We start from the raw sequence: 24,847 nt of genomic DNA on the forward strand, positions 1-24,847 counted from the left end.
GGTATTGCCGTCACCCGTCCCGGCCCTCGGCTCGCGCATCCCGGTAGCCGCCCTCGGCGAGGTCGGCGAGCCGCGACAACGATTCGCGATTACGTGGCACGAGCGGCAGCGCCTGGACCGCGTGCGGCACCAACCGACTCGGTCCGCGAACGGCGCGTTCGGTCATCACGGCCTCACACGATGTGGGGTCGATAGCGCGTAGCTCCACCCGGACTACCGCGGCGCCGATCGGCCAGAGCCGGGCGTCGAGTTCGATGCTGTGTGGCGGATCGATGGCGCGGATCGCCGTCGTGTCCTGGATGGTGCACGGCCACGGTCCGACACTGTGATGAATGCGAGCTCCCACCTCCGGCCATGTGTCGTCCACGCCGCGGATGTGGGAGGCGCCGACGACCCAACTCGCATAGGACCATCCATCGGCGAGCACCGCGAACACCTCTTCCACCGGGGCATGGATCGTGCGCGTTACCTGGACCATGTCGTGGATCGCCTCCTCGGCCGCGTTGTCCTCACTCGGTCACATCGGCGCGAACCCGCTCCTGCCGGAACGCTCGAAGAGAAGCATCAGCCGGTGGACAGCAGCTCCCCAGCAGCGAAGGTGCGCGATACCGGGCTATACCCGGTTATCGGCCGCCGACACAGGAGCTGATCGCGTGAGCGTTGTCGCCGTCGACAGCAGCAGCTCGAGTGCGTACTGCACCGACCGGTCGACAACCTCGGCGGGATCTCCGTCGTACTGGCGGTGACCGGCCTGTGCGTCGCCGCGCGTAGCCACGCAGAACCACACGGAACCGGCGTCCTCCCCGTCTTGTGGTTCGGGTCCGCCGACTCCGGTGGTGGCGACGGCGATGTCGGCGTCCATCAGCGAACGCACGCCCTCTGCCATCGCCTTCGCCGCGGTCTCGGATACGACCGGCACATCGGGAACCCCGAGCACGTGCCGTTTGACGTCGGTGGCGTAGGCGACGACCGCACCTCGAAACCACACCGCCGAATCCGGTGCGGCGCCGAGGGCAGCGGCCACCTGGCCCGCTGTCAACGATTCGGCGACGGCTACCGTCAACCCATGCTGTTCGGCGAGAGCGGCGAGCTGGTTCGCCGTGTCACTCGGCATTGCTGTCGGATCGATCGCCGGACTCTTCCAGGGCCTTCGACAATTCGTTGCGAAGCCGTTGGGCGGTGCGTTCGTCCCCAGCGTCGCTGGCGGTGGTGATGTCCTGTCGTAGTTGCGCGATGATGTCGCGAGTACCCATGGGTCCTCCTTCGGCGCCGGGATAGTCGATGCGGTGGCCGTCGTCCAGACCGCCCAAGGTGGTCGTACCGCGGAATTCAGTTCCTAAACAGCGCGGCCGTACCACGCGGGTGGCCGATCACCGTCGGCGCTGTTCACAGGAGGCGGCGCACGGCCTCGACGAGCGCGCTGCGGCGGTCGTCGGTGCTCTCGGCGCCGGACGAGCAGGCGGGCAGGCTGGTGATGTTGCTCGGGTTCCACGCGAGAGCCATGCTCAGCACCAGCGTCAGCAGTGTCGGGGGTGAGAATTCGGCGCCGATGCCATCCTTGTCCTGCGCCGTGGCAAGCGCGTCCAGTTTGGCGTCGCGCGCGGGCGCTGCGACGGCCGGGTCATCCCGGTCGCCACGCTCCAGGCGGTGCCAGGTGGCCAGCCGGATGACTTCGGGGTGCCGCAGGCAATAGTCGAAGACCCGTCCCGCGTACTCGGGCAGGTCGCAGGCGGTGAAGGGGACCGAATTCAGGCCGTGGGTGACGTGGGCGTCGAAGACCGCGTCGAAGAGTTGGTCCTTGTTGCCGAAATAGACGTAGATGAGGTTCTTGTTGGCTTCCGCGGTCTTGGCGATCCGGTCCACCCTGGCTCCGGCGATGCCGTACGTGGCGAACTCGTCGGTGGCGGCCTGAAGAATGCGGGCCTTGGTCGCGTCGGCTCGAGACATGGGGTCATCGTAAGACGGCGAAGGCCGCGTCCGATGCGACGAGCAGCACCGTGCACCACAGGGTGATCCCGGTCATCAGCCAGCCGATCAGCGGCCAGCGGGGGATACCCAGCGCCGTACCGAGCAGGGCCGAGCCCCACGTGCCGAACAGGGCAGGCCCGACGATGCCGAATCCTGCCACGCCGTATCGGTCGAGGACTCGCCTGGCCCGGCGACCGGCGGCGCCGGAGAGCCGGGTGCTCTGTGCGGGCGTCGTCGGGGCGGTCGCGTCGACAGGGGAAGTGCCGTCGGTCGGAGCCGCCGAATCCACCTGTGCGGCCACCGAGTTCCGACGGACCCGCCAGGACCGCCACAGCAGCCGGGCGCGTTCCATGGCGAAGACCGCGAAGGTCACACAGCACGCCGCACCGAGTAACACCGCCAACAGCGCGACCGGGCCGGGAAGGGAAAGCGAGAGGCCGACAGGGATCGCGGGGGTGCCCACCGCGAAGCCCGCGAGCAGCGTCCCGACGAATCGCCCCATGCGGATTCCTTTCACCGGCGACATGCGCGCGTGGTTGGGCGGTTCCGGCGACCACCAATTAACTAACTAGTTAGTATAGTGCCATGGAATCCACCGATGCGGTGCTCGGCGAGCTGGCGGCCGGCAAATATCTGCTTCTCACCACGTTTCGCCGAGACGGCACGGCGGTGCCCACGCCGGTCTGGGTGATGCGCGACGGCCGAGCGCTGGCGGTGTGGAGCGTGGCGAACGCCGGAAAGGTGAAGCGGATCCGCAACGGCGGTCGAGTGAGCGTCGCTCCCTGTGACTGGCGCGGTAAGCCTCACGGCTCCTCGGTTCCCGGCTGTGCCGAGGTGCTGGCGCCGGAAGCGAGTGCGCACTTCACCACGTTGATGAAACGCAAGTACGGGCTGGTCGCCCGGATCGGGCTGTGGGGCAGCGGGCTGCGCGGAGGCGCCGAAAGGATGGTGGGAGTTCGGATCCGGCTGGACGGTTGACGGTGGCGGACGTGCGCTGCGCGACGAGCTAGGTGCAGCAGTTCGGATCCAGGACCGTGCACAGCGCGGACAGTGCGTCGCGGCGGGCGCGGTGAATCGTGTTCATCCCGCGCCGCTCGGACTCCACCAGGCCCGCTTTGCGTAACTGGCCGAGATGATGCGAGACCGTGGACTCGCTCAGGCCGACCGCGGCGGCGAGGTCGCCGCCGTTCTCCTCGCCGAGTGGGCTGGTCAGCAGTAGCGACAGCAATTTGACCCTGGCCGGGTCGGCGATCGCCTTGAGCCGCAACGCCACCTCCAGGGCGGCGGCGTCATCGACGGGCCCCGCCGCGACGGGGGCGCAGCAGACGGGGGTGGACATGTCGATCATGGGGAGCGCCTTGGGCATGAAATCGACCCTACCCGCGGTATTGACATATGTCGAAAAGGTGAGCAGACTCGGCATCACAAGTTCTTCGATATATGTCACACAAGTGGAGGTTCGATCATGTCTCGTATCCAGCTGGCCCTCAACGTCGACGACCTCGACACCGCCGTGCGGTTCTATTCGACCCTGTTCGACACCGAACCCGCCAAGCGCAAGCCCGGCTACGCCAACTTCGCGATCGCCGAGCCCCCGCTCAAGCTCGTACTGATCGAGAACGCGGGTCAGGGCGGGTCCATCAACCACCTCGGTGTCGAGGTCGACACCTCCGAGCAGGTGCACGGCGAGATCGCCCGACTCTCCGACGCCGGCCTGTTCACCGAGGAGCAGATCGCGACCACATGTTGCTTCGCCACCCAGGACAAGGTGTGGGTGACCGGGCCGGGTGCTGAGCGGTGGGAGGTCTACACGGTGCTGGCCGACAGTGAAACCTTCGGCACCGCGCCCGAACTCGGCCTCACCGACGCCGAAGCGGCCGACGTCTGCTGCGGAACCGCCGCCGAAGCTGACGCCGAGGGTGCCTGCTGCGGTTCCGACGCCAAGACGAAGGCCCTCGCCTCCGGCGCGAGCTGCTGCGGCTGAGTAGAGAGCGAGCGAGTTCACTCGATGTTCGCTTGCTTTCCTGATTCGATATCGATCAATATCGACATATGTCGAATCAAGACCTGCCGCTGAGTGTGGCCTCACCCTCGTGTGAGGCCACACCCCGCACCCGCCCACCGATGAGCGGCGAGACCGCCGTCGAGCTGGCCGTGCTGTTCAAGGCCCTCGCCGACCCGGTGCGGCTGCGGCTGCTCTCGGCGATCGCGTCCCGAGCAGGCGGTGAGGCCTGTGTGTGCGACCTGTCGACCGGTATCGACGTCACCCAGCCGACCATCTCCCACCACCTGAAGGTGCTGCGCGAGGCCGGATTGCTCACCAGCGAACGCCGCGCGTCCTGGGTGTACTACCGGGTCGTCCCGCACGCGCTGGCGCGGCTGTCGGACGTGCTCGCGACCGAGGCCGGAGCGGTGACCGCGTGAGCACCACCACCGACCACCCGGCCGTCGTGGGAAAACTCTCGACGCTGGACCGGTTCCTGCCGGTCTGGATCGGCGTCGCGATGGCTGCCGGACTGCTACTCGGACACATGATTCCCGGTCTGGGCGACACGCTGAGCGCCGTGGAGATCGACGGCATCTCGTTGCCGATCGCGATCGGGCTGTTGATCATGATGTATCCGGTGCTGGCGAAGGTTCGCTACGACTGCCTCGACTCCGTCACCGGCGACCGTAAACTCCTGCTCAGCTCGCTGGTGCTGAACTGGATCCTGGGCCCAGCGCTGATGTTCGCCCTGGCCTGGCTGTTCCTGCCCGACCTGCCCGAATACCGCACCGGCTTGATCATCGTCGGCCTGGCCCGCTGCATCGCCATGGTCGTGATCTGGAACGACCTCGCCTGCGGTGATCGCGAAGCCGCCGCCGTCCTCGTCGCGCTGAACTCGGTCTTCCAGGTCTTCATGTTCGCCGTGCTCGGCTGGTTCTATCTCGCGGTCCTGCCCGGCTGGCTGGGCCTGGAACAAACCACCATCGACGTCTCCCCGTGGCAGATCGCGAAATCGGTGCTGATCTTCCTGGGAATCCCGCTACTGGCCGGGTTCCTGACCCGCCGCCTCGGTGAACGCGCCAAGGGTCGCGACTGGTACGAGTCGACATTCCTGCCCAGGATCGGGCCCTGGGCGCTCTACGGGCTGCTGTTCACCATCGTGATCCTGTTCGCTCTGCAGGGCGACCAGATCACCTCCCATCCACTCGACGTCGTCCGCATCGCGATCCCCCTGCTGGCCTACTTCGCGATCATGTGGGGCGGCGGCTATGCCATGGGCGCGGCCCTCGGCCTCGGCTATGAACGCACCACCACGCTGGCGTTCACCGCCGCGGGCAACAACTTCGAACTGGCCATCGCCGTAGCGATCGCCACCTACGGCGTCACCTCCGGCCAGGCGCTGGCCGGGGTCGTCGGTCCGCTGATCGAGGTCCCTGTCCTGGTCGGCTTGGTCTATGTCTCCCTGGCCTTGCGCAAACGATTCGAGCCCACCATCCACACTTCGCCGGCCTCGGCCGGCTGAAAGGCACCACCCATGACTACCAAGCCCAGCGTGTTGTTCGTCTGCGTGCACAACGCGGGTCGCTCCCAGATGGCCGCCGGATTCCTGGCCCACCTCGCCGGTGACGCGATCGAGGTCCGGTCCGCGGGTAGCGCGCCCGCCGAAACGATCAATCCGTCCGCGGTCGCCGCCATGGCCGAACTCGGCATCGATATCGCCGACCAGACCCCGAAGATCCTGACCGCCGACGCGGTGGAAACCTCCGACGTCGTGATCACCATGGGCTGCGGCGACGCCTGCCCGTGGTACCCCGGCGTGAGCTACCGCGATTGGGTCCTGGACGACCCCGCGGGCAAGGGCGTCGATTCGGTCCGCCCGATTCGCGACGAGATCAAGTCCCGCGTGCAAGCCCTGATCGGGGAGTTGTTGCCACAGACCATGCGGTGATTTCGGCACCGGTGCGTATTCGGTCCCGGTCGGGGTAAGCGCTTCCTACTTCTGTTCTCGATGATCGGAGGCGTCATGGTGGATCACGACGAGAAAGTGTCGACCGGGACCGGCGGGCGATTGCGTATTCCGCGTAGCCGGGGCGCGCTGGGCGGGCTGGCGGTGCTGCTCCTCGGCATCTGGGGCGCACTCATACCGTTCGTCGGGCCGTACTTCGATTTCGCGTACACCCCCGACGAGCCGTGGGTCTGGACCTCGGCACGCGGCTGGCTACAGGTTCTGCCGGGCGTTGTCGCGATCGTCGGTGGACTGCTCATGCTGATGAGCAGAAACCGGGTGGTCGCGAGTTTCGGTGGCTGGTTGTCGGTCGCGGCAGGTGCGTGGTTCGTGATCGGGCCGTTCCTGGCCGATCTGCTGCGCCTCGGAGACATCGGCGAGCCGGTCGCCACCTCGGATCTGAAGCGCGCGCTGCTGCAGCTGACGTTCTTCTACGGACTCGGCGCGCTGATCCTGTTCTTCGCCGCGAGCTCGCTGGGCCGCCTGTCGGTGCTCAGCACCAGAGACATCGCGTTCGCTGAACGCGCGCGTGGTGTCGAGCAGCGTCGTGTGATCGAGGAAAAGGGACCCGCCACTGGCGGTTACTCCGCTCCTCGACAGCCGTATCCCACCGATGTGCGGCATCGGCCGGTCTGACGGGCTAGGCCGTTTCGACGGTGACCATCGTGTCGGCGCTCGGGAAGTCGAGCACGCGCAGCCGTCCGGTGACCAGGTCGACGGTGTCGGCAACCACTCGGCCCGCGCGGCGCGCGTCGTCGGCGAAGCTCGTGCTGACCACCCGGTAGCTGCGCTTGGCGGTGAGCACGATGTCGCCCGCCCGTAGCGACCCGGCCGCGGTCGGGGGCGCGGTCGGGACTGTCGCCTGTGCCGGTCTCCGTATGAGCTCGATCAATTTCAGCAAGCTGTTCTCCACCCTGTGAACGTCCGCCAGGACGCCCCGTTCGCCGGTTTCGCGAACGGTGTCGAGCTTTCTTTACCCGCGAGCGTCACGGTTGAACCCTCGAATCCGCGCCGTCCGGTTCGGCGGCGCGGATGTGTCCGTGGGTCACCGTTCGGTCGCCTCGGCCCGCGGGCGCGTTCGGAATATCACCCCGCAGTCCGATTCGATGTCATACCAAGGGATTACGGCCGACGAGAATTCGGTCGATAGCTTCGGGAGATGACGACACCTGCTCTGGTTCCCGAGTCACCTCCACGGTCGCCGCGGCGCGGCGCCGACGGCGATTACGCCCGCCTGTTGCGCAGAATCTCCGACGCGGGGCTGATGCGCCGCCGGCCCGTCTACTACGCGATGCGGCTGAGCCTCGTCGGGACGGCGTTCGTGGGCGGGTGGGCGGCGTTCGTCCTGGTCGGGGACTCGTGGTGGACCCTGCTGGTCGCGGCGTTCATGGCCGTGACGTTCGCGCAGGTCGCGCTGGTGATGCACGATGTCGCCCACCGTCAAGTCTTCCGGCTGCGTCAGCCCACGGAGCTCGTGGGAAGAATCGCGGGCAACGCCGGCATCGGCCTCGGCTACGGCTGGTGGCAGGACAAGCACACCCGTCATCACGCCAACCCGAACCACGAGGAACTCGACCCCGATGTCGCACCCGACATCCTGGTCTGGTCACAACAGCAGGCACGCTCCAGCCGCGGTCTGCCGCGTCTGATCGGACGGGCGCAGGCGTTCCTGTTCTTCCCCCTGCTGTTGCTGGAGGGCCTCAACCTGCACCTGGCCGGTGTGCGTGCGCTGAAGAATCGTTCGGTCAAACACCGCGGATGGGAGGGCGCGCTGCTGTTCGGTCACTTCGCCCTCTACCTGACCGCACTGTTCGTGGTCCTGCCCGCCGACAAAGCTCTCGTGTTCCTCGCCGTCCACCAGGGCCTGTTCGGCCTGTACATGGGCTGCATCTTCGCGCCCAACCACAAGGGCATGCCGACTTTGACCGGTGACGACCGTCCCGACTATCTCCGTCGCCAGGTGCTGACCTCCCGCAATGTGCGCGGCGGGGTGGTGACCGACCTCGCCCTCGGCGGGCTCAACTATCAGATCGAACATCATCTGTTCCCGAGCATGCCGACGCCGAACCTGCGTCATGCCCAGGTGATCGTCCGCGACTACTGCGCCGAAATCGGCGTGCCGTACCACGAGACCGGCCTGATCGCCTCGTATCGCGAGGCGCTGACCCACCTGCACCACGTCGGCGCGCCCCTTCGAGCCGGTGAGCCCTCGGATGCCGACGTGCTCCGACGCGATCGCTGAACCCGGCCCCGGTCACGCTTGTGATCGGGGCTCGCCCCGGCTGACGTCAGCGATGAATGATGCAGGTGGTGGTGGCGTGGGCGACGAGTTTGCCCGCCTCGTCGAACACCTTGCCTTCGGCCGTGGCCGTGGTGCGGCCGACGTGCAGCGTCGTGCCGGTGCCGATGAGGCGGCGCCCGTCGGTCGGGACCGACCGGATGTAGTTGACCTTCAGCTCCAACGTGCCGTATCCGACCCCCGCGTCCAGCGCGGAATGAACCGCGCAACCCATCACCGAGTCCAGCAACGTCGCGCAGATGCCGCCGTGGGTGGTGCCGAGTGGGTTTGCGAAATCGGGACGCGTGACGAGGCTGAACGACACCCGCCCGAACTCGAGTTCCTCGACCGTCATGCCGAGGAGCGTGCCGATTCCGGCTCGATCGGGCATCGCGGTCGCCGCGCGCAGCAGTTCTAGCCCGCTCATGGTGGCGAAATCCGGCGTTTCGGGGTTGTGCGTTGCGGTAGTCATCGTGCCCTCTCTGTTGATAGACCGATCGTTCTATCGTCGATGACGATACCGTAGGATGAACTGATCGGTCGATTGCGGAAGGGTTGCCGATGAACACAGTGGCGGGGCCGCGAGAACGCCTCATCCGCAGCGCGATACTCATGATGCGGGAACACGGAGTCGCCGCGACCGGGCTGACCGAGCTCCTCGCCCACAGCAAGACCGCCCGAGGCTCGATCTATTTGCACTTCCCCGGCGGCAAGAACGAACTCATGGAGCAGGCGACCCTGCAGGCCGGGGAACAGATCAGTGCGACGATCGACGCGCTGGTCGCCGAATCGTCGTCACCGGCGGAGGTCGTGCTCGGACTGGTGGAAATCTGGAAGCGGATACTCGGCACGTCGTCGTTCACCGCGGGCTGCCCGATCGTGGCTGCCGCGCAGAGCGGCGCCGACTCGCCGGCCGTGCAAGCGGCGTCGGCCACTGTTTTCGCCGACTGGACCCGCCGACTGGCCGATTTCCTGATCTCGACGGGCATGGACTCCGCCGCGGCGGCGTCGGTCGGTAGCGTCGTCATCAGCACGATCGAAGGCGCGATCATTCGATGTCGCAGCGAGAAATCTCTTCAACCGCTCGACGACGCGGGTATCAACCTCGTCAGACTTCTCGAACTCTGAAAAGTTCTCCGCACGCACCCGATCGGCGTCGACCTGAGACCGGTGGCGCTAGCGCGCCGGTGTGAGGAGCGCGCGGACGAGAGGCGTCGCTGGGTTCGGAGGTAGCAGATCCTCGGCGTTGGCCAGTACCGATTCCAGCGGCAGCGTTCGATCCGCGTGGTGTGCCGGATTCTCCATCACCGCGGCGGCGTCGGCGATGCCCTGCTCGAGGGCGAGGGGAAGATCGGCCGGCAGCTGAGCGGCCTTCTCCGGATTCGATGGCTGGTCGAACCGCAGCGGCGTAGGCGCCGAGTAGTCCGCGCGGTCGTATCCCGTTTCGATCAGTACCCGCAGTGCCGGCTCCATCAGGGCGGCCGCGGGTTCTGTCACCGCCGTGTGGCCGGTGTGTTTCCCGAGCGCACGCAGCGGATACAGCAGCGGCAGCGTTCCCTCCGGGTTGGGCAGCGAAATGTAGGTCGTATCGCCGTGGTTCTGGCAGTTTCCGGGATGCACGGCGCAGTTCTGTTGCGCGATGTAGTCGGAGCGATCCGGATATCCGTAGATCGCCGCGCCCGCCTTGGGTTGGCTGCCCGCGCCGTTGCCCTTGGGTTGCAGATACGACGGATGGATCAGGAGCGTGCCCAGCACGGCATTCGCGTCGGCGAGCACATTGAGTGGATACGCCGGAAAGTCCGAGATGCCGTCGTACTGCATCGCGATATCCGTTGTCCGGATGCCGGTATCGGTGGGGGTGGGCGGGCCGAAGCTGATGTCGGCGATCGGGAGACGACCGAAACGCACCGGCCGTTCGATGATCCCCCCGTTGGGCCGGTTCGGATTCGCGATGAGTACGAACGACAGGCGGTCCTTGTCCGACTGCGCGAGATCGGCCGAGGCGGCCTTCTCCGCACCGGCCACTGTCGCGCCCTGCGAGTATCCGAAGACGACGATGGCGCCGGTCGGATTCGAATCCATGACTCGCGTCGCGATCGCGTCGAGGTTCGTCACACCGTCGGCCACCGAGGCGTCCCACTTCGCGGACGACGCGTCCGGGCCTTTCGACGAGATGACCGGCCACAGCGCCGCGTCATACCGGACGGGAACGAAGGCGACACCGGGACAGTCGTTGTCGGCGCAGCCACGCGCGCCGGGATCGATGAAGTTCTGATACGCGTTGCTTTCGAAGTTGTGCGCCACCGCGGGGTCGCTGGTACCGGTGCCCGGAACGATCAGCGCCGTGGTCGCCAAGGCCACCGTGCCGAAAGCCTGTGCCTTGATCCAACTCACGCCCAGCGCCGTCAGTACTGCTACGGACGCGCCGTCACCGATCATCGAACGCCGCCGACGGTGTCCATCGAATCCGGTCGCGACGGGCGGTGTTTCGGCAACTCGCTTGTTCGACGCCTGCATCATTGACTACCCCTTCGATGGGAGGAAGTGCGAGGTCGAGGCAATTCTGGCGGACCGTGCTACAGGACAAAGAGTGTTACGGAAGATCGTCGAAACGCACGTCGTGGGCTACGGCGGTCGCGTGTAGGCCATCGGCGCCCGGTTGGATGGCGGTCAGACGCGCACCGAGCGGCAGCGCTTGCAGCGGAACGACGAAGGTCAGCGATTGGCGCACCAATGCCAGGGAGATCGTCGGTCCGCCTGCCGCCGCCTGGACCGAGACCGGGGTGACCTCGATGCCCGCCTCGGTCGGTGCGACGGTGACGAAAACCGTCGCGGGCACCGAGATCCCCGCCACCGAGAACGAGCCGGTGGCGCGCAGCCCTTGGGGGCTGTCGGAGATCGACTCCACGCCCTCCGGCGCGAAACCCAGCACGACGTCGTAGGGGACCACCGCGGTCGCGGTCGCCGTAGCCGCGACCAGATTGGACGTGCGGTTGTCGATCAGGTCGCCCAGCGGTGCGGAGACATCGGTCAGCGCGACGTCGAGATCGTGGACGGAAATGTTCTGCCCACTCCAGTCGCCGATCCGGATGTCGATGTCGGAATAGGTACCGGCGACGGCCTGGGTCAGGAACGGAAACCCGGCGATCTCGACACCCGGTCGCTCCGGAAGGTTGTACTCGGCGGCAACCTGGCGTCCGATCTCGTTCTGCGCCACCACAACTGCGACCCGATCGCCCACAACCAGCCCGATCGCCAGCACAACGATCAGAATCAGCAGGGCACGCATACATTCACCATCTCGGCCATCCCCCCATCATGCTGTGGATCGCGGCCGAATGCTGCCCTCGACCCGCCAGACATTCCTCTACCGTGGGTGGTTGCCGCGTTCACCGAAGGAGAGCCGAGTTGCCGAGCCCGTGGGATGGTCGACCGACATTCGTGTTCGTGCACGGCGCGCACGGCAACGCTGGATACTGGACACCTCTCCTGCGTGAACTCGGACTGCGTGGACACAGAGCGATCGCCGTCGACCTACCGGGCCACGGCCCAGACGCCTACTTCCCGATGTCCTACCAGGCCCCGCAGGACCTCGCCGCATTCACGGAACTGCCGGCGCCAACGGCCGCGGTGACACTGCAGGACAACGTTTCTCACGTCGAAGCCATGGTTCGCAGAGTCGCGGTGTTCGGGCCGGTCGTGCTCGTGGGGACCAGCGGTGGAGGCGCCACGATCAGCGCGGTCGGCAACGCGATTCCCGACGCGCTCGCCCGCGTCGTCTATATCTCCGCCTGGTGCTGCGTCGAACTCCCCAGCGTGGCCGCCTATCTGGCAACCCTCGGCCACCACGACGTTGCCACCGTCCCGGTCAACTGGCGTACGGCTGACCAAGACACACTGATGGCGCTCAAAGACGGTCTGATGGCCGACGCCACCGACGAGCAATTCCGCGCCTGCCTGAACCTGCTCGAACCGGCAGATTCCCCCTCTGTGCTGACCGCCGATTCGCGCGTGCACGCCACCACCTGGGGAAAGATCCCCCGCACCTATATCCGGCTGTCCCGAGACCAGGCGATCCCACCCGAAATGCAGGACAAGATGATCGCCGAAGCCGACGCCCTCACACCCGGCAATCCTTTCGACGTCCACACGGTCGACACCAGCCACATGGGGATTCGCCTGCGCCCCACCGAGATAGCGGAAATCCTCGACCGCCTCACGAGTTCGGATGACCGTGCCGGCTGATGCGACGACCTGAACTGAAATGATCTGGGGTGGCGTGCTGCCCGGACGGGGTGGCCTTGGGTGGAACGGGACCTCGTGAGCTCCGCTGTAGTTCTGATTGTGATCGTGTTGGTTGCGGCGGTGATGTTCGCGGTGCCGTGGTGGGTGCTGGTTGCCGCGCCGACCGGGCGCAGTGGGTTGGGGTATCGGGTCGGGACCGGGCTCTGCGTTGCCGGCTTCGTCGGTCTGCCGGTCGCCATGTTCTTCGGGCACGGGCCGCCGCAGGTCGACCCGGCGGCGATTGCCGGTGACGTGCTGCTCGGGGTGTTGTGGGTGGTGTTCGTCTGGTCGGTGATCGGGGCGGTTGTCCGGGGTGCGCTGCGCGTTGCCGGGGTCACCGGGATGCGCGTGACCCAAGGGGTGGCTCTGGGTGTGGTGGTGGTGTCGGCGGTGCTCACGGGGTACGGGGTGTACGAGGCGCGGCGGGTGCCGCAGGTCCGGACCGTCGACGTCGCGATCCCGGGCTTGGCCGAGGGGCTCGACGGGCTGCGGGTCGTGGTGCTCACCGATACTCACTTCGCCGCGATCGACCGGGAGGGATGGTCGCGAGAAGTCGTCGACCTGGTGAATGCGCAGCGGCCCGACATCGTGGGTCTGGCCGGGGATCTCGTCGACGGTTCGGTGGAGCAGCGCCGCGATCAGGTCGCCCCGCTCGCCGACGTCGAAGCGCCGCTCGGCCGGTTCTACATCACCGGCAATCACGAGTACCTCGACGACGCCCAGAGCTGGATCGACTACATGGCCGGCATCGGCTGGCAGCCGCTGCACAACGCGCACCGGACCATCGACCGCGACGGTGACCGGTTGGTTGTCGCCGGTATCGACGACCCCACCGCTGATGTGCCCGGTCACGGTCCCGACCTTCCCGCCGCGCTCGCGGGCACCGACCCCGCTCTGCCGGTCGTCCTGCTGGCCCACCAGCCCAAACAGGTCACCGGCAGTGCCGCGGCCGGGGTGGAACTGCAGATCTCCGGGCACACCCACGGCGGTCAGATCTGGCCGTTCCACTATCTGGTCCGGCTGGATCAGCCGGCCGTCTCAGGACTGAGCAGACACGCGAACACCCAGCTCTACACCAGCCGCGGCACCGGCTACTGGGGTCCGCCGATGCGGGTGTTCGCACCGAGTGAGATCACCGTGCTGGTGCTACATCCCCAGCGGTGATTACCTGCGGCACAAGGTGTTTCGCCGCGTTCAGTTGTCGAGTCCGAGCCGGACGATGCGGTCGTCCCCGGTGGCAGGATCGCCGCGGCCGTCGGTGTTGTTCGTCAGCAGCCACAGTGACCCGTCCGGCGCCACAGCGACATCGCGAAGACGTCCGTACTCGCCGACGAGGAGCTCGGTCGAGTGGGCGAGGCCGTCGAGCGGGATGCGGCGCAGTCGCTCACCGCGCAGATTCGCGAGGTAGACGAACCCGTCGACAGTCGTCATCCCGCTCGGGCTGGCCTCGGACGGTTTCCACTGCTGAACAGGGTCGAGGAAACCCGCCCGCCCGGCGATGCCTTCGACCTCGGGCCACCCGTAATTTCCGCCGGGCTCGATGACATTGAGTTCGTCCCAGGTGTTCTGGCCGAATTCGCTGGCGAGCATCCGCCCGTCCGGCGCCCAGGTGATGCCCTGCGGGTTTCGGTGGCCGTAGCTGTAGACGAGTGATCCCGGGAGGGGATTGTCGGCCGGTGCCCGCCCGTCCGGTGTCATGCGCAGGATCTTTCCGCCGAGGGACGCGCGATCCTGGGCTGTTCGGCGATCACCCGCGTCGCCGACGGTGGCGTACAGCATTCCGTCGGGTCCGAAGGCGATCCGGCCGCCGTTGTGGTTGGCGGCTGCGGGCAGGCCGGTGAGAATCGTTGTGCCGCTGCCCAATGCAAGGCTGCCGGGCTGTCCGGTGAGGTCGAATCGTTCGATGCGATTGTCGTCGGCGGTGGTGTAGTAGGCGAACAGGTGTCCCTCGCGCACCGCGATGCCGAGCAGGCCGCCCTCGCCGGACGGCTCGACACCGTCGACGAGCCCCACCTCGTATTGTGCTCCGTCGGAACCGATTTCGAGGATGCGGGCGCTGTCACGTTCGCTCACCAGTGCTGTGGAGCCGTGGAAGGCGATCGACCACGGGGCGTCGAGCTCCTCGGTGACGGCGGCGTTGATGCCGGGCACGCCGGTCCGGGTGCTTGCCTGCTCGGCCCGCTCGTTGGGGGCGCAGCCGCACAGCAGCGCGATGGCCAAGCCGGACGCCACGAGACACGCCCTGGTGCGGAACTTCATGTCTTCGAGACTAATCCCGCTCCGCGACTGGACAGCGATTCAGCCCACTTTGTAAGTACCGCCGCCTGCCGCGATCAGCCGCCTGTCGTCGGTGGCGACGATGTCGACCCGGCAGGTGCTGAGCTGGCGGCCTGCGCGCAGGCGGGTGCCGATGATGTCGATGCTTTCGGCGCGGGCGGGCTGGATGAAGTCGATCGACATCGAGACGGTGACCCCGCGCAACTGCTCGGGGAGGCGGGCGCCTGCCCAGGACGCGGCCATGATGCCGATGTCGATGCAGCTCGCGAGGGCGCCGCCGTGGACCATGTCGCCGACTGTGACGAGTTCTTCCCGGAACGGCATGCGCAGGCGGGCCCGGCCTTCGTCGATGTCGACGAGCTCGATGCCCATGTGCTGGACGAAAGGGGATTGGGGCAGGAACAGCGACATTGCTTCACTGCCGGTACGGGGGGAGGTGATCATCGAGACTCCTATCGGAAGTTGACTACGATATCGGAACGAGACTACGATATTTTCTATGACGTTGGAACCCCCGGCCGACCGACGAAAACGTCGGACACACACCGCCGTTCTCGATGCCGCGCAGATCCTGTTCCAGCGAGAGGGCTACCGCGGCACCACCATCGACATGCTCGCCGGTGAGGCGGACGTCGCGGTCAGTTCGATCTACGCCAACTTCCGCGAGGGCAAGGCCGATGTGTACGCCGCGCTGGCGTGGCGCATCGCGACCCGCCATGCGGAGGCGATGTCCGCGCCGACCGGCGACGAGTCGATCCCACGCGACGAAGTGGCCGCCGTCTTCGACCGCTACGTCGCGTTCCATCGGGAGAACCCGCTCGCGCTGCGCATTCTGGCGCTGACCGACGTCGAGGTCAGCGAATCCGAACTGGCGGCGAAAGCCAAGACGCAGATCGATGGTGTGCTGGGCGGGTTGGTCGAATCCTTCGCCGCCGCAGTGCGGCGCGGCGGATGTGATGTCGAAGCCCGTGCACTGGTGATGGTTTCGTGGGCTGCGGTGAACGGCGCCTACTCGTTGTTCCAGCGACGGATGGTCGACCGACCGACCCTGGATGCCATGCTCGGCATCGCCCGAGCCGATCTTCTTTCCCATGTAGGTGGCCCCCATGAAGCGTGACGGCGAGCTCAGCCGACTGCGGCAGATCCATACTGTGAGTGCGGCATTGGGCGCGCAAACCATGGCCCTGCCCCATCTCGTTCGCGGGCTGCGGCGCGGCGGCGACGTTTCGGGGTGGCCTGCCCCGGTACCACCGGATTCGCGGCTGTGTCGCTCCGCGCTCGAAGAGGCCACGGACGTGCTCACTCCGGCGCTGCTCGCGCACAGTCTGCGATGCTGGGAATTCGGGACGGCCTTGGCACAAGTGGACGATCTCGCGCCCGATCCTGAGGCGCTCTACCTCGCGTGCGTCCTGCACGACGTCGGAGTGGGTGCGCCCGACGATGCGACGACGGGGTGTTTCGCCCTGCTCGGTGCCAACCGGGCCCGCACGTTCATCACCGACAGAGGCGCTGCCGCCGAGCTGGGGGAGTGCGTCCATACCGCCATCGCCCGGCACCTGGATCCGCGCACTCCGCGCGAAGACGGCGCCGAAGCGAGGTTGCTGCACGACGCCGCCCACCTGGACGTCGTCGGGCTGCGCGCCCACCAACTCGATCCCGGTCAGATCGCCGAAATCCATGCCCGCCACGGCCGCGACGGATTCAGTAGCGAGTTCGCCGCCGCGATGCGCAACGAAGCGCGCATTCGCCCCCGCTCGACAGCGGCGACACTGTGGTGGTCGGGAATGCCGATCGCGATCGCGCTGAATCCCCTCGATCGCTGACGGGGCGGTCGAGGGGGCAGGCGGTGGTCAGAGACCGGATCAGTTGGTGCGGACACCCCGGCCCGGAAACAGGCTGTCCCACAGTCGCGTCGGGGTTCGCTCGGGATCCATCAAGTCGTTCTCGGCCAGGGGACTGTCCTCGTTCTCGACGGTCGCGGGCTCGAATCGTTGCAGGGTCCGGCCGTCGCCGCGCAGTGCCTCGACGGTGCGCACCAGCGAGGATGTTTCGGCGAGCGTGGCGTCGAACTTCGCGGGTTCGGTGTCGAGATGTTCGCAGAGCAGCTTGCGCCGGATGCCGAGGATGGTCTCGCGCAGTTGCTCACCGTCCGCGGTGGCAGGGGTGACCTCGACGGCCAGATCGCATTCGGTGTCGAATCCCATCGAACGGTTGTTGAGATTCGACGATCCCACCCGCAGCAGGCGGTCGTCCATCACCAACACCTTGGCATGGACATAGATGGGCGCACCGGCAGCGGTGACGGGGTAGTACACACCGAACCGATTCTCGGTGTCGGCCTTCCACAGCAGGTGCAGCAGGCGGCGGCGAGCGCCGTCCATGGCCTGTTGCTCGAGCCAGCCGTCGGCGTTGCGGGGCAGCACCAGCACGATCTCCGGGCCGTTCGGCTCGCGCAGGCGGGCCGCGATCGCCTCCGCGAGAGTGCGCGAGGCGAGGTACTGGCTTTCGATGTAGAGCGACCTGGTGGCGCCCGCGATCGCCGCCAGATACAGCGCCTCGATCTCGCGAACTTCGGCGCGGTCGGCGAGCTCGGGCAGGGTCCGCGCGATACCGACATCGACGGACCGCATCGTCGGCTCCAGGCCCTCCGGCCACGGAGTGTCCCCCGCGATCTCGCCGAGCGGGTCCAGCTCCCGGCCGGTGGCCGCCTTCCATCTGGCACGAGCCAGCTCGCCGATGGCTTTCGCCGCGTCACCGTCGACGGCGGTGGTCGCGTCGTGCCAGGGACCGTAGCTGTTGCCGTTCGGCTCGGTCCGGAAACCGTTGTCGTCGCGGTGGTCGCTGGTGTCCCAGCGATCGACCGTCATGTCGATGCCGCCGCAGAACGCGAGCCGGTCATCGATCACCACGATCTTTTGATGATGTGCCGACCCGATCGGGTGCGCGGCGTCCATTTCGAAGTGCAGCCGACGGTCGGTCAGCCAGTTGACGACGAAGATCGGTGTCATCCCCCGGCTCATCGCCGTGAACGCGCCGATGTTCCACTTCAGCAGATAGATCTCGAGGTCCGGTCGATGCCGTGGCAGCCACGACAGGAATTTGCCCAGCCGGTCGGGCCCTTCGAGGGTTTTACCGTGTGGTTCGAATTTGATCCGGGTGTCGAAGTCCCAGCCGATCAGCACGATGCGCCGGCGGGCTTGCAACATCGCCGACTTGGCATGGCGGAAGTAGTCCGCCGCGTCGACGATGCATGCCAGCCGGTCCGCCTCGGCGATCTGCCAGCAGGTTTCGCCGGGAGAAAGGATCGGTTGCTCGTCGCGCATGGGTGGTCAGTTCTTTCGTCCGTCCGGCCACCCGTCCCCGCAGGTGAACGATTCACACTACTGCGTGGGCCGCCCAGTCGTGAGCCGCGGCGACCGCGGCGTTGGTGACGTTGCCCGCATGGGCGTTCAGGCCCAGCGCGAGACCGGGATCTTCGGCGCAGGCACGTTCCCAACCCTTGTCGGCCAAGGCCACCACGTAGGGCAGGGTGGCGTTGGTGAGTGCGTAGGTCGAGGTGTGCGGCACGGAACCCGGCATGTTCGCCACGCAATAGAACGTCGTTTCGTGGACCGGATAGGTCGGCTCCGCGTGGGTGGTGGGGTGGGTGTCTTCGAAGCAGCCGCCCTGGTCGACCGCGATATCGACCAGCACCGAACCCGGTTTCATCTGCGCGACGAGGTCGTTGCTCACCAGTTTCGGGGCGGCGGCGCCGGGGATCAGCACAGCGCCGATCACCATGTCCGCCGCACGGACCTGCTCGGCGATCGCCAGCTTCGACGACGCGAGGCCGCGCACACGGTTGTTGTAGCGCCAGAACGACATCCGCAACTTGTCGAGATCGGTGTCGAGCAGGGTCACGTCCGCGCCCATACCCAAGGCGATGTTGGCCGCGTTCTGGCCCGCGACGCCCGCCCCGATGATCACCACCTTGGCCTGGTCGACGCCGCCGACGCCGCCGAGCAGCACCCCGCGACCACCGTAGGGCTTCATCAACGCGTGCGCGCCGACCTGCGGCGCCAGACAGCCCGCGACCTCCGACATCGGATACAGCAACGGCAGCGCCCCGGACGGCAATTGCACGGTCTCGTAGGCGATGGCCGTAACCCGGTGCGCCAGTAGCTGTTCGGTCAACGGCCGATCCGCGGCCAGATGCAGATAGGTGAAGAGGGCGAGTCCTTCGCGCAGGCGGTGGTACTCCTGGGCGACCGGCTCTTTGACCTTCAGCACCAGTTCCGCCCCGGCCCAGACGTCGTCGGCGGCGGCGAGGATCTGTGCTCCGGCCGCGAGGTATTCGGAGTCGGGAATCGACGATCCCACCCCGGCCCCGGCTTCGATGGTCACGTGGTGACCGTTCGACACCAGTTCGTGGACGCCGATCGGTGTGATCGCCACACGAAATTCGTTGTTCTTGACTTCCTTGGGGACACCGATGCGCATGGAAGCTACTCCTCGAGGATGTTCGGGTTCTGATATGAGCATCAGCGATAAGCACAGCAATCAGCGATAAACTCTGCACAATCAGCGGAATATGCCAGCTGAGCTGAGTATCCTGCGGTGATGGCGTCGCGACAGCAACACCGACCGCACCCCGTGCAGCCGTTCCGGGGGTCGCCGTCGAGCCTGGACGATATCGACCGTCAGCTGCTCGCCGAACTCGCCGAGGACGCGCGCGTACCCAACAACATCCTCGCGGCCCGGGTGGGCATCGCCGCGTCGACCTGTTCGCTGCGGCTGCGCAGGCTGCGCGAACTCGGTGCGATCCGTGGTTTCTATACCGACATCGCCCCGGAGGCGCTGGGGCTGCCCTTACAGGCGATGATCTCGGTCCAGGTCCAGCCGGCGGCGCGGGCGCGCATCGGTGAACTCAGTGCCAAGCTCGCCGCGCTGCCGGGTGTGGTGAACGTGTACTTTCTCGCCGGGACGGTCGACTTCCTGATCCAGGTGTCGGCGGCCTCACCGGATGCTCTGCGCGAGTTCGTCACCCAGGAACTCAGCGCGACCCGCGAATTCGCCTCGACCGAGACGAGCTTGGTCTTCGAACACATTCGCAGCCCACAGCCCACCCGCTGAGATCGGATCACGCCGAGCCCGTGCGCTGTGCAGGCGCGAACTCTCTGCGACGATGTGCCCATGAGCACCACCACCCGACCGGGTGTGATCACGGCAGGCACGCTGGTTCTGTTATCGTCGCTGTACTTCGCGCAAGGGCTGCCGTTCGGCTTCTTCACCCAGGCGCTGCCGGTGGTGTTGCGCGAATCGGGTTATTCGCTGGTGGCGATCAGTGCCTCGGGGGTGCTGTTCCTGCCGTGGGCGCTGAAGTTCCTCTGGGCGCCCTACGTGGATCGCTACGGCACCCGGCGCACCTGGCTGCTGGTGTTGCAACTGCTGTCGGCCGCGGTCGCGCTGGTGCTGGCCTGCCTGGATCTGTCGTCCTCGCTGCGATGGTTGTTCGCGGGCATCGTGGTGGTGAACCTGCTGTCGGCGACCCAGGACGTGGCGACCGACGGTGTGGCTGTGCGGTTACTCGGGCCGCGTGAGCGTGGTCTGGGCAACGGGATCCAGGTCGGTGCCTATCGCATCGGGATGATCGTCGGCGGCGGCGCCCTGCTGTGGTTGTTCGCGCTGGCCGGGTGGCGGGCACTGTTTCTGGCCATGGCGGCGTTGATCGTGCTCACCACGGTCCCGGTATGGCTGATGCGCGAGCGGGTCGCGGACCGGCTGCCGCCACCGAAGCCCGCGCGGTTGCTCGGCGCCTGGTGGACCCGATTGCGTCGCCCCGGCGTCCTCGCCTTCATCGCGTTGATCGGCGCCTTCAAATTCGGTGACTCGATGGCCGCGGCGCTCACCGGTCCCTTCCTGTCCGACGCCGGGCTCGACCTCGGTGAGATCGCGCTGATCAAAGGCGTCCTGTCCTCGGCGGGCGCGCTGGCGGGCGCGGCCATGGGCGGCTGGCTGGCCTACCGCTACGGCCGTCGGCAGGCGCTGCTGATCGGCGGTGTCACCCAGACCGCGAGCATCGCGCTGTACCTGGTCGCTTCCCTGGGTCTCGGTGGCTTCGAACTTCTGGTCGCGGCAAGCCTCGCCGAACACATCTTCGGCGGTGCCGCCACCGTCGCCGTCTTCGCGCTCATGATGGACGCGTCCGAACCCGAGCACGCGGGCAGTGACTACACCCTGCTCGCTTGCGCGATCGTCGTCGTCCAAGGCGTGGCCGGGATGGCCGCGGGTCTCATCGGCGACCTGGCGGGATATCCCACACTCTTCGCCACCGGTCTCATCCTCTCCGGACTCGGTTGCGCCGCGATGGTTCTCGGCTTGGCGCGGGGGCTCGGTCCCGCCGGTCTGCACCGAACCTTCGCGCCGACGGACAGTCCACTACACGACGGCGATCGCAGCGCCGTCCGGTAGTACGCGGTCCACCTGGTCGATCGGAACGGCCTCCCCATCGGTGCCGATCCGAGGCCATACCGGGCTCGCTCGGCTATCTTGAGTCCGATGTGCTCGCCGGAGATCGTTCGTCTCGCCCACGAGAGTGCGCCGCAGCCGAGCCGGCGGGCGGTGTTCGGTCTCGCGGGCCTCACGGCGCTGGCCGCGCTGGCTCCTGCCCCTGCCGTCGCCGCGCCGCGCCGCGGCGTCGTCGACCTCACCCACACGCTCACGCCGCAACTGCCGGTGTGGCCGGGTAATCCGGCGATGGTCATGGTCCCGGTGGCCTGGCACGAGTCGGGTGGGTTCGGGCAGTTCGCGCTCGGCTACTGGGAGCACACCGGAACCCATCTCGACGCGCCCGCCCATCGCATCCCCGGCGCCACGACCACCGAGGCCCTCGCTGTCGACGACCTCGTCGCGCCGCTCGTCGTCCTCGATATCAGCGCCAAAGCCGCCGTCGACGCCGACGCGGTGGTGACCGTCGCCGATATCGACAGCTGGCGATCACGGCACGGTGACATCCCCGAGCGGGCCTTTGTCGCGATGTATTCCGGCTGGGAACGTCGCCTCGACCGACCGTCGACCTTCCTCAATCTCGACGAGCGCGGAACACCGCACGCGCCGGGATTCTCCGCCGAGGCCGCGCGATACCTCGTCGCGCACTGCGGAATCGTCGGTGCCGGAGTCGATACGCTCAGCCTGGATTGCGGTGCCGATCCCGAATACGGCGCGCACACAGCCTTTCTCGGCGCGGGGCGCTACGGGGTGGAGATGCTCGCCAATCTCGCCACGGTTCCGGCGGCGGGCGCGACGATTGTCGTCGGCGCACCGAAACACGCGGGCGGCACCGGCGGACCGTGCCGGGTGCTCGCCCTCACCTGACCGCCGTCACCAGTCCGGCCGGCCGATCGACAGTCGGTGCTGGAAGATGTTTCCCGGATCCGCGGCCGCCTTGACCCGAAGCAGTCGGCGATAGTTGTCGCCGTAGTAGAAGGCGTGCCACGGCAGGCCGGAGGTGTTCCATGCGGCATCGGCCAGGTCCGGGTCCGGGTAGTTGATGTAGCTGCCGCCGTAGGACTCGTTCGGCACCGGAACACCACCGGTCTCGGCGTGGACGTCGCGATACATCTCGCGCGCCCAGCGCACATACCGGTCGTCATCCGGCGGCAGCCGCCACGATGCGTGGATCAGCATCTTCATGAACGAATCCCGGGCGGGCATCGCTGTAGCGTCGCCGGCGACGGCATTGATCGCGCCGCCGAACGGCAGGAATTCGAGCTGGGACTCACCGAGGAAACGGAGATCGGTGATGTAGCGGTAGAAGATTCGGAGTTGGTCGGGGGAGTACGCCGTGCGCAGATAGGCGGCTTTGACCTTGACGCGCGTGGTGTTCACGCCCTTCGCGTAATACACCTGGTTCACCGTGTCGGCGTAGGACAGCTGGGCGAGCGGGGTGAGAATGGGCGGCGGGAACACGCCGTCGCTCACCGTGGCGACGAATTCGTCGAAACGGGTTCGCGCGTGCGGTGTTCCGGCATCGAACAGGATCAGCATCTCGGCCGCGCCGGTGCCGGTCGTGTGGATCATCAGCGGCGCGTAGAGACCGGCGAAGTCGTTACCGGGGGCGCTGTGGCGTTCGAAGAACCCGAGATAGTTGGTGAGTAACCGGACGAACGAATCCTCGGTCGTGACCGGCAGGATCAGTCGCGCGTTCAGCATGCTGCCCGGCGGCTTCGGCAGCGCGTGTGCCGGGTCCGCGCCGTCGGATTCGGGCGACCGGAGCAGATACCGGGTCACCACACCGAAATTGCCGCCGCCACCTCCGGTGTGCGCCCACCACAGATCGCGGTCGGGACCGTCGCCGGTCGCGACCACGATGTTCGCCGTGCCGTCGGCATCGACGGTGACCACTTCCACCCCGGCCAGGTGATCGGCCACGAGCCCGAAGCGCCGGGACAACGGACCATAGCCGCCACCACAGACGTGACCGCCCATCCCGACGCCGAGACAGATCCCACCCGGCACGGTGACGCCCCAGCGGTGCAGCGCGTTGTAGACGGTGCCGATGTCGGCGCCGGCGTCGACGGAGAACGCGCGGTGTCGCTCGTCCCAGAACACCGCGTTCATCCGGCCGAGGTCGATGATCGAACGGGTCCGGTCGTTGTCGACGAAATCATCGAAGCAATGCCCGCCCGAGCGCGCCGCGATCGGCGAGCCCTCGGCCACCGCCCCGGCCACCGCGCGACGAACCTCCTCCGCGCTGGAAGGCACGAAGATCTTCGCGGGTCGAGCCACGAAGCGCCGGTTGTAGCCGCGCGCGGCCAGCTCCTGGAACTCGCTCGCGCCGAGTACCCGCTCCTCGGCGCGGCTGGCAGGCATGCCCAGCGCGGCCGCTGTGCCACCGGCCGCGGCCGCGGCGATCAACTGTCGACGGGAGAGCGCCACCGGGTTCCTTTCGCGCCGTGTTGTTCGAGGATCTGCTCGGACAGTAGCGGAATCGCCGGGGCGCGGACGCCGGAAATGCGGTGTGGTCGCAGTGGTTGTGAGGTCGATATCGAAGCCGGTGGCGTCAGGTCGGCGGATCGGTGGGACGCAGATAGACGGGATGGCCACCGGTGAGGCTGTGGTACAGCACGCTCAGGTCCAGCGAGTCCTTGGTCGGCTTCGTCTTCGGGGGTGCGCTGCGGTCGACCTGGCGGTGGAGCGCTTCCATCTTCTCGTCGAGCTGGGTGGCGACCTCGGCGGCCTGGGCCAGGTCGGTGCGCAGGTTCGGCGGGACCTCGCCGCGGTACTTGTAGTAGATCTTGTGTTCGAGGCTGGCCCAGAAGTCCATCGCGATGGTGCGGATCTGGATCTCGACCGGAATCCGCTCGGTGCGGTCGGAGCGGAACACCGGGATCGACACGATCAGGTGCATGCTCTGGTAGCCGTTCGGCTTGCGGTGGGTGATGTAGTCGCGCTCTTCGAGGACCGTGATGTCTTCCTGACCGGCCAGCATGTCCCGGATCGTGCCGATATCGGAGATGAAGCTGCACACCACCCTGACCCCGGCGATATCGAGCACGTTCTCGCGGATCGCCGCCAGATTCATCGCGTAGTTCTTGCGGCGGACCTTCTCGAGAACACTCTCGGGCGACTTGAGCCGCGACCCCACATGCTCGATCGGGTTGTACTCGTGGGTGTTGTTGAAGTCCTCACGCAAGATGTTGATCTTGGTCGTCACCTCGTCGATCGCGAACTTGTAGCCGAGCATGAAGTCGACGAACTGCTCCCTGAGGATCCGCAGGTCATCGATGCCGACGTGGCCTCCGTCGCCGAGCGGGCCGTCATCGGAGCTGGGGTCGCGCTGCCACTGTTTCATCGTCATCCATTGTGCCGTCCTTCCCGCGAACACCTCGGCCAGTGCGTGCGGCATCACGTTGGCACCTCTCACAGCTGCCGGGTAATCCGGTTCGTTCGGTGACCAGAATCCGTAGATATTTCGTTTGCCCACGGGCAGGCAGGCCGAGGATGACTTCTGGTGCAGTGCCTGACGACGGGCACCGCCACGGCACGGGGGCCGAGGCGAGCAGGCACT

At 67.1% G+C, this 24,847-nt stretch carries 31 protein-coding genes; 15 read left to right on the forward strand and 16 right to left on the reverse strand.

Annotation, left to right across the window (positions count from 1 at the left end):
* Positions 1-10 precede the first annotated feature (10 nt).
* The 5 genes from ACFULV_RS21510 to ACFULV_RS21530 all read right to left on the reverse strand — a co-directional run bounded on the left by ACFULV_RS21510 (position 11) and on the right by ACFULV_RS21530 (position 2,470).
* Positions 11-478, reverse strand: coding sequence for an SRPBCC family protein (locus ACFULV_RS21510; protein ID WP_378659269.1), 468 nt, complete (start codon positions 476-478; stop codon positions 11-13).
* A 135-nt stretch (positions 479-613) separates the two neighbouring features.
* Positions 614-1,114: a CinA family protein gene (locus tag ACFULV_RS21515; protein ID WP_378659271.1), complete on the reverse strand. Its 501-nt coding sequence runs from the start codon at positions 1,112-1,114 to the stop codon at positions 614-616.
* The gene (locus ACFULV_RS21520; protein WP_378659273.1) at positions 1,104-1,253 is read right to left on the reverse strand and encodes a hypothetical protein; all 150 of its coding nucleotides are present in this window, start codon (positions 1,251-1,253) and stop codon (positions 1,104-1,106) included. The genes ACFULV_RS21515 and ACFULV_RS21520 overlap by 11 nt, the downstream gene beginning before the upstream one ends.
* A gap of 133 nt (positions 1,254-1,386) precedes the next feature.
* Positions 1,387-1,947, reverse strand: a complete 561-nt coding sequence (locus ACFULV_RS21525; RefSeq protein WP_378659275.1) for a TetR family transcriptional regulator — start codon at positions 1,945-1,947, stop codon at positions 1,387-1,389.
* A 4-nt stretch (positions 1,948-1,951) separates the two neighbouring features.
* Positions 1,952-2,470, reverse strand: a complete 519-nt coding sequence (locus ACFULV_RS21530; RefSeq protein ID WP_378659277.1) for a hypothetical protein — start codon at positions 2,468-2,470, stop codon at positions 1,952-1,954.
* An 83-nt stretch (positions 2,471-2,553) separates the two neighbouring features.
* Between ACFULV_RS21530 and ACFULV_RS21535 the strand changes: the two genes are divergently transcribed.
* Positions 2,554-2,946, forward strand: a complete 393-nt coding sequence (locus ACFULV_RS21535) for a PPOX class F420-dependent oxidoreductase (RefSeq protein WP_378659279.1) — start codon at positions 2,554-2,556, stop codon at positions 2,944-2,946.
* Between the two features lie 28 nt (positions 2,947-2,974).
* On the opposite strand, the gene ACFULV_RS21540 is transcribed toward ACFULV_RS21535, so the two are convergent.
* Positions 2,975-3,334: an Rv2640c family ArsR-like transcriptional regulator gene (locus ACFULV_RS21540; RefSeq protein WP_378630814.1), complete on the reverse strand. Its 360-nt coding sequence runs from the start codon at positions 3,332-3,334 to the stop codon at positions 2,975-2,977.
* A gap of 99 nt (positions 3,335-3,433) precedes the next feature.
* Here ACFULV_RS21540 and ACFULV_RS21545 point away from each other — a divergent pair, with 99 nt between their 5' ends.
* The 5 genes from ACFULV_RS21545 to ACFULV_RS21565 all read left to right on the forward strand — a co-directional run bounded on the left by ACFULV_RS21545 (position 3,434) and on the right by ACFULV_RS21565 (position 6,596).
* Positions 3,434-3,952, forward strand: a complete 519-nt coding sequence (locus ACFULV_RS21545) for an ArsI/CadI family heavy metal resistance metalloenzyme (RefSeq protein ID WP_378630815.1) — start codon at positions 3,434-3,436, stop codon at positions 3,950-3,952.
* A 68-nt stretch (positions 3,953-4,020) separates the two neighbouring features.
* Positions 4,021-4,392 (forward strand): ArsR/SmtB family transcription factor, encoded by a 372-nt coding sequence (locus ACFULV_RS21550; protein WP_378630817.1) that lies wholly within the window; start codon positions 4,021-4,023, stop codon positions 4,390-4,392.
* Entirely contained in the window at positions 4,389-5,477 is a 1,089-nt protein-coding gene (gene arsB, locus ACFULV_RS21555; protein ID WP_378659281.1) for an ACR3 family arsenite efflux transporter, read from the forward strand. The genes ACFULV_RS21550 and arsB overlap by 4 nt, the downstream gene beginning before the upstream one ends.
* A gap of 12 nt (positions 5,478-5,489) precedes the next feature.
* Positions 5,490-5,903 (forward strand): arsenate reductase ArsC, encoded by a 414-nt coding sequence (locus ACFULV_RS21560; RefSeq protein WP_378630820.1) that lies wholly within the window; start codon positions 5,490-5,492, stop codon positions 5,901-5,903.
* Between the two features lie 75 nt (positions 5,904-5,978).
* Positions 5,979-6,596, forward strand: a complete 618-nt coding sequence (locus ACFULV_RS21565; protein WP_378659284.1) for a hypothetical protein — start codon at positions 5,979-5,981, stop codon at positions 6,594-6,596.
* A gap of 4 nt (positions 6,597-6,600) precedes the next feature.
* Here the strand turns inward: ACFULV_RS21565 and ACFULV_RS21570 are convergent, their stop codons facing one another.
* Positions 6,601-6,861: a hypothetical protein gene (locus ACFULV_RS21570; RefSeq protein WP_378630823.1), complete on the reverse strand. Its 261-nt coding sequence runs from the start codon at positions 6,859-6,861 to the stop codon at positions 6,601-6,603.
* A 258-nt stretch (positions 6,862-7,119) separates the two neighbouring features.
* Here ACFULV_RS21570 and ACFULV_RS21575 point away from each other — a divergent pair, with 258 nt between their 5' ends.
* Positions 7,120-8,202: a fatty acid desaturase family protein gene (locus ACFULV_RS21575; protein ID WP_378659286.1), complete on the forward strand. Its 1,083-nt coding sequence runs from the start codon at positions 7,120-7,122 to the stop codon at positions 8,200-8,202.
* Between the two features lie 46 nt (positions 8,203-8,248).
* Here the strand turns inward: ACFULV_RS21575 and ACFULV_RS21580 are convergent, their stop codons facing one another.
* Entirely contained in the window at positions 8,249-8,710 is a 462-nt protein-coding gene (locus ACFULV_RS21580; RefSeq protein ID WP_378630826.1) for a PaaI family thioesterase, read from the reverse strand.
* An 89-nt stretch (positions 8,711-8,799) separates the two neighbouring features.
* On the opposite strand from ACFULV_RS21580, the gene ACFULV_RS21585 reads away from it, so the two are divergent.
* Positions 8,800-9,366 carry a TetR/AcrR family transcriptional regulator gene (locus ACFULV_RS21585; RefSeq protein WP_378659289.1) on the forward strand — a complete coding sequence of 189 codons (567 nt, stop codon included), beginning with the start codon at positions 8,800-8,802 and terminating at the stop codon, positions 9,364-9,366.
* A 48-nt stretch (positions 9,367-9,414) separates the two neighbouring features.
* Here ACFULV_RS21585 and ACFULV_RS21590 read toward each other — a convergent pair whose 3' ends face one another.
* Both ACFULV_RS21590 and ACFULV_RS21595 read right to left on the reverse strand, forming a co-directional pair.
* The gene (locus ACFULV_RS21590) at positions 9,415-10,758 is read right to left on the reverse strand and encodes a PE-PPE domain-containing protein (protein WP_378659292.1); all 1,344 of its coding nucleotides are present in this window, start codon (positions 10,756-10,758) and stop codon (positions 9,415-9,417) included.
* Positions 10,759-10,831: 73 nt separating this feature from the next.
* Positions 10,832-11,527, reverse strand: a complete 696-nt coding sequence (locus tag ACFULV_RS21595; RefSeq protein WP_378630831.1) for a DUF2993 domain-containing protein — start codon at positions 11,525-11,527, stop codon at positions 10,832-10,834.
* A 119-nt stretch (positions 11,528-11,646) separates the two neighbouring features.
* Here ACFULV_RS21595 and ACFULV_RS21600 point away from each other — a divergent pair, with 119 nt between their 5' ends.
* Positions 11,647-12,483 (forward strand): alpha/beta fold hydrolase, encoded by an 837-nt coding sequence (locus ACFULV_RS21600; protein ID WP_378659295.1) that lies wholly within the window; start codon positions 11,647-11,649, stop codon positions 12,481-12,483.
* 99 nt (positions 12,484-12,582) lie between these two features.
* Positions 12,583-13,686: a metallophosphoesterase gene (locus ACFULV_RS21605; RefSeq protein WP_378659298.1), complete on the forward strand. Its 1,104-nt coding sequence runs from the start codon at positions 12,583-12,585 to the stop codon at positions 13,684-13,686.
* 30 nt (positions 13,687-13,716) lie between these two features.
* Here the strand turns inward: ACFULV_RS21605 and ACFULV_RS21610 are convergent, their stop codons facing one another.
* The gene (locus tag ACFULV_RS21610; RefSeq protein WP_378659301.1) at positions 13,717-14,781 is read right to left on the reverse strand and encodes a PQQ-dependent sugar dehydrogenase; all 1,065 of its coding nucleotides are present in this window, start codon (positions 14,779-14,781) and stop codon (positions 13,717-13,719) included.
* Positions 14,782-14,820: 39 nt separating this feature from the next.
* Positions 14,821-15,243: a PaaI family thioesterase gene (locus tag ACFULV_RS21615; RefSeq protein ID WP_378659304.1), complete on the reverse strand. Its 423-nt coding sequence runs from the start codon at positions 15,241-15,243 to the stop codon at positions 14,821-14,823.
* A gap of 55 nt (positions 15,244-15,298) precedes the next feature.
* On the opposite strand from ACFULV_RS21615, the gene ACFULV_RS21620 reads away from it, so the two are divergent.
* On the forward strand, positions 15,299-15,916 hold the full coding sequence (locus ACFULV_RS21620; RefSeq protein ID WP_378659307.1) for a TetR/AcrR family transcriptional regulator: 618 nt from the start codon (positions 15,299-15,301) through the stop codon (positions 15,914-15,916).
* Entirely contained in the window at positions 15,906-16,622 is a 717-nt protein-coding gene (locus tag ACFULV_RS21625) for an HD domain-containing protein (RefSeq protein ID WP_378659310.1), read from the forward strand. Before ACFULV_RS21620 ends, ACFULV_RS21625 begins: the two co-directional genes overlap by 11 nt.
* A gap of 39 nt (positions 16,623-16,661) precedes the next feature.
* Here the strand turns inward: ACFULV_RS21625 and ACFULV_RS21630 are convergent, their stop codons facing one another.
* Positions 16,662-18,122 carry a phospholipase D-like domain-containing protein gene (locus tag ACFULV_RS21630; protein WP_378659313.1) on the reverse strand — a complete coding sequence of 487 codons (1,461 nt, stop codon included), beginning with the start codon at positions 18,120-18,122 and terminating at the stop codon, positions 16,662-16,664.
* A gap of 52 nt (positions 18,123-18,174) precedes the next feature.
* Positions 18,175-19,278 carry an alanine dehydrogenase gene (ald, locus tag ACFULV_RS21635; protein ID WP_378659316.1) on the reverse strand — a complete coding sequence of 368 codons (1,104 nt, stop codon included), beginning with the start codon at positions 19,276-19,278 and terminating at the stop codon, positions 18,175-18,177.
* Between the two features lie 120 nt (positions 19,279-19,398).
* Between ald and ACFULV_RS21640 the strand changes: the two genes are divergently transcribed.
* The 3 genes from ACFULV_RS21640 (at position 19,399) to ACFULV_RS21650 (ending at position 22,152) form a co-directional block, all read left to right on the forward strand.
* Positions 19,399-19,911 carry an Lrp/AsnC family transcriptional regulator gene (locus ACFULV_RS21640; protein WP_378630845.1) on the forward strand — a complete coding sequence of 171 codons (513 nt, stop codon included), beginning with the start codon at positions 19,399-19,401 and terminating at the stop codon, positions 19,909-19,911.
* 60 nt (positions 19,912-19,971) lie between these two features.
* The gene (locus ACFULV_RS21645; RefSeq protein ID WP_378659318.1) at positions 19,972-21,249 is read left to right on the forward strand and encodes an MFS transporter; all 1,278 of its coding nucleotides are present in this window, start codon (positions 19,972-19,974) and stop codon (positions 21,247-21,249) included.
* An 87-nt stretch (positions 21,250-21,336) separates the two neighbouring features.
* Entirely contained in the window at positions 21,337-22,152 is an 816-nt protein-coding gene (locus ACFULV_RS21650) for a cyclase family protein (protein WP_378659319.1), read from the forward strand.
* Between the two features lie 6 nt (positions 22,153-22,158).
* Here ACFULV_RS21650 and ACFULV_RS21655 read toward each other — a convergent pair whose 3' ends face one another.
* On the reverse strand, positions 22,159-23,715 hold the full coding sequence (locus ACFULV_RS21655; protein WP_378659322.1) for an FAD-binding oxidoreductase: 1,557 nt from the start codon (positions 23,713-23,715) through the stop codon (positions 22,159-22,161).
* A gap of 124 nt (positions 23,716-23,839) precedes the next feature.
* On the reverse strand, positions 23,840-24,685 hold the full coding sequence (locus ACFULV_RS21660; protein WP_378659323.1) for a GTP pyrophosphokinase family protein: 846 nt from the start codon (positions 24,683-24,685) through the stop codon (positions 23,840-23,842).
* Positions 24,686-24,847: the final 162 nt, after the last annotated feature.

The sequence above is a fragment of the Nocardia sp. NPDC057272 genome (assembly GCF_042668615.1).
GTDB lineage: Bacteria > Actinomycetota > Actinomycetes > Mycobacteriales > Mycobacteriaceae > Nocardia.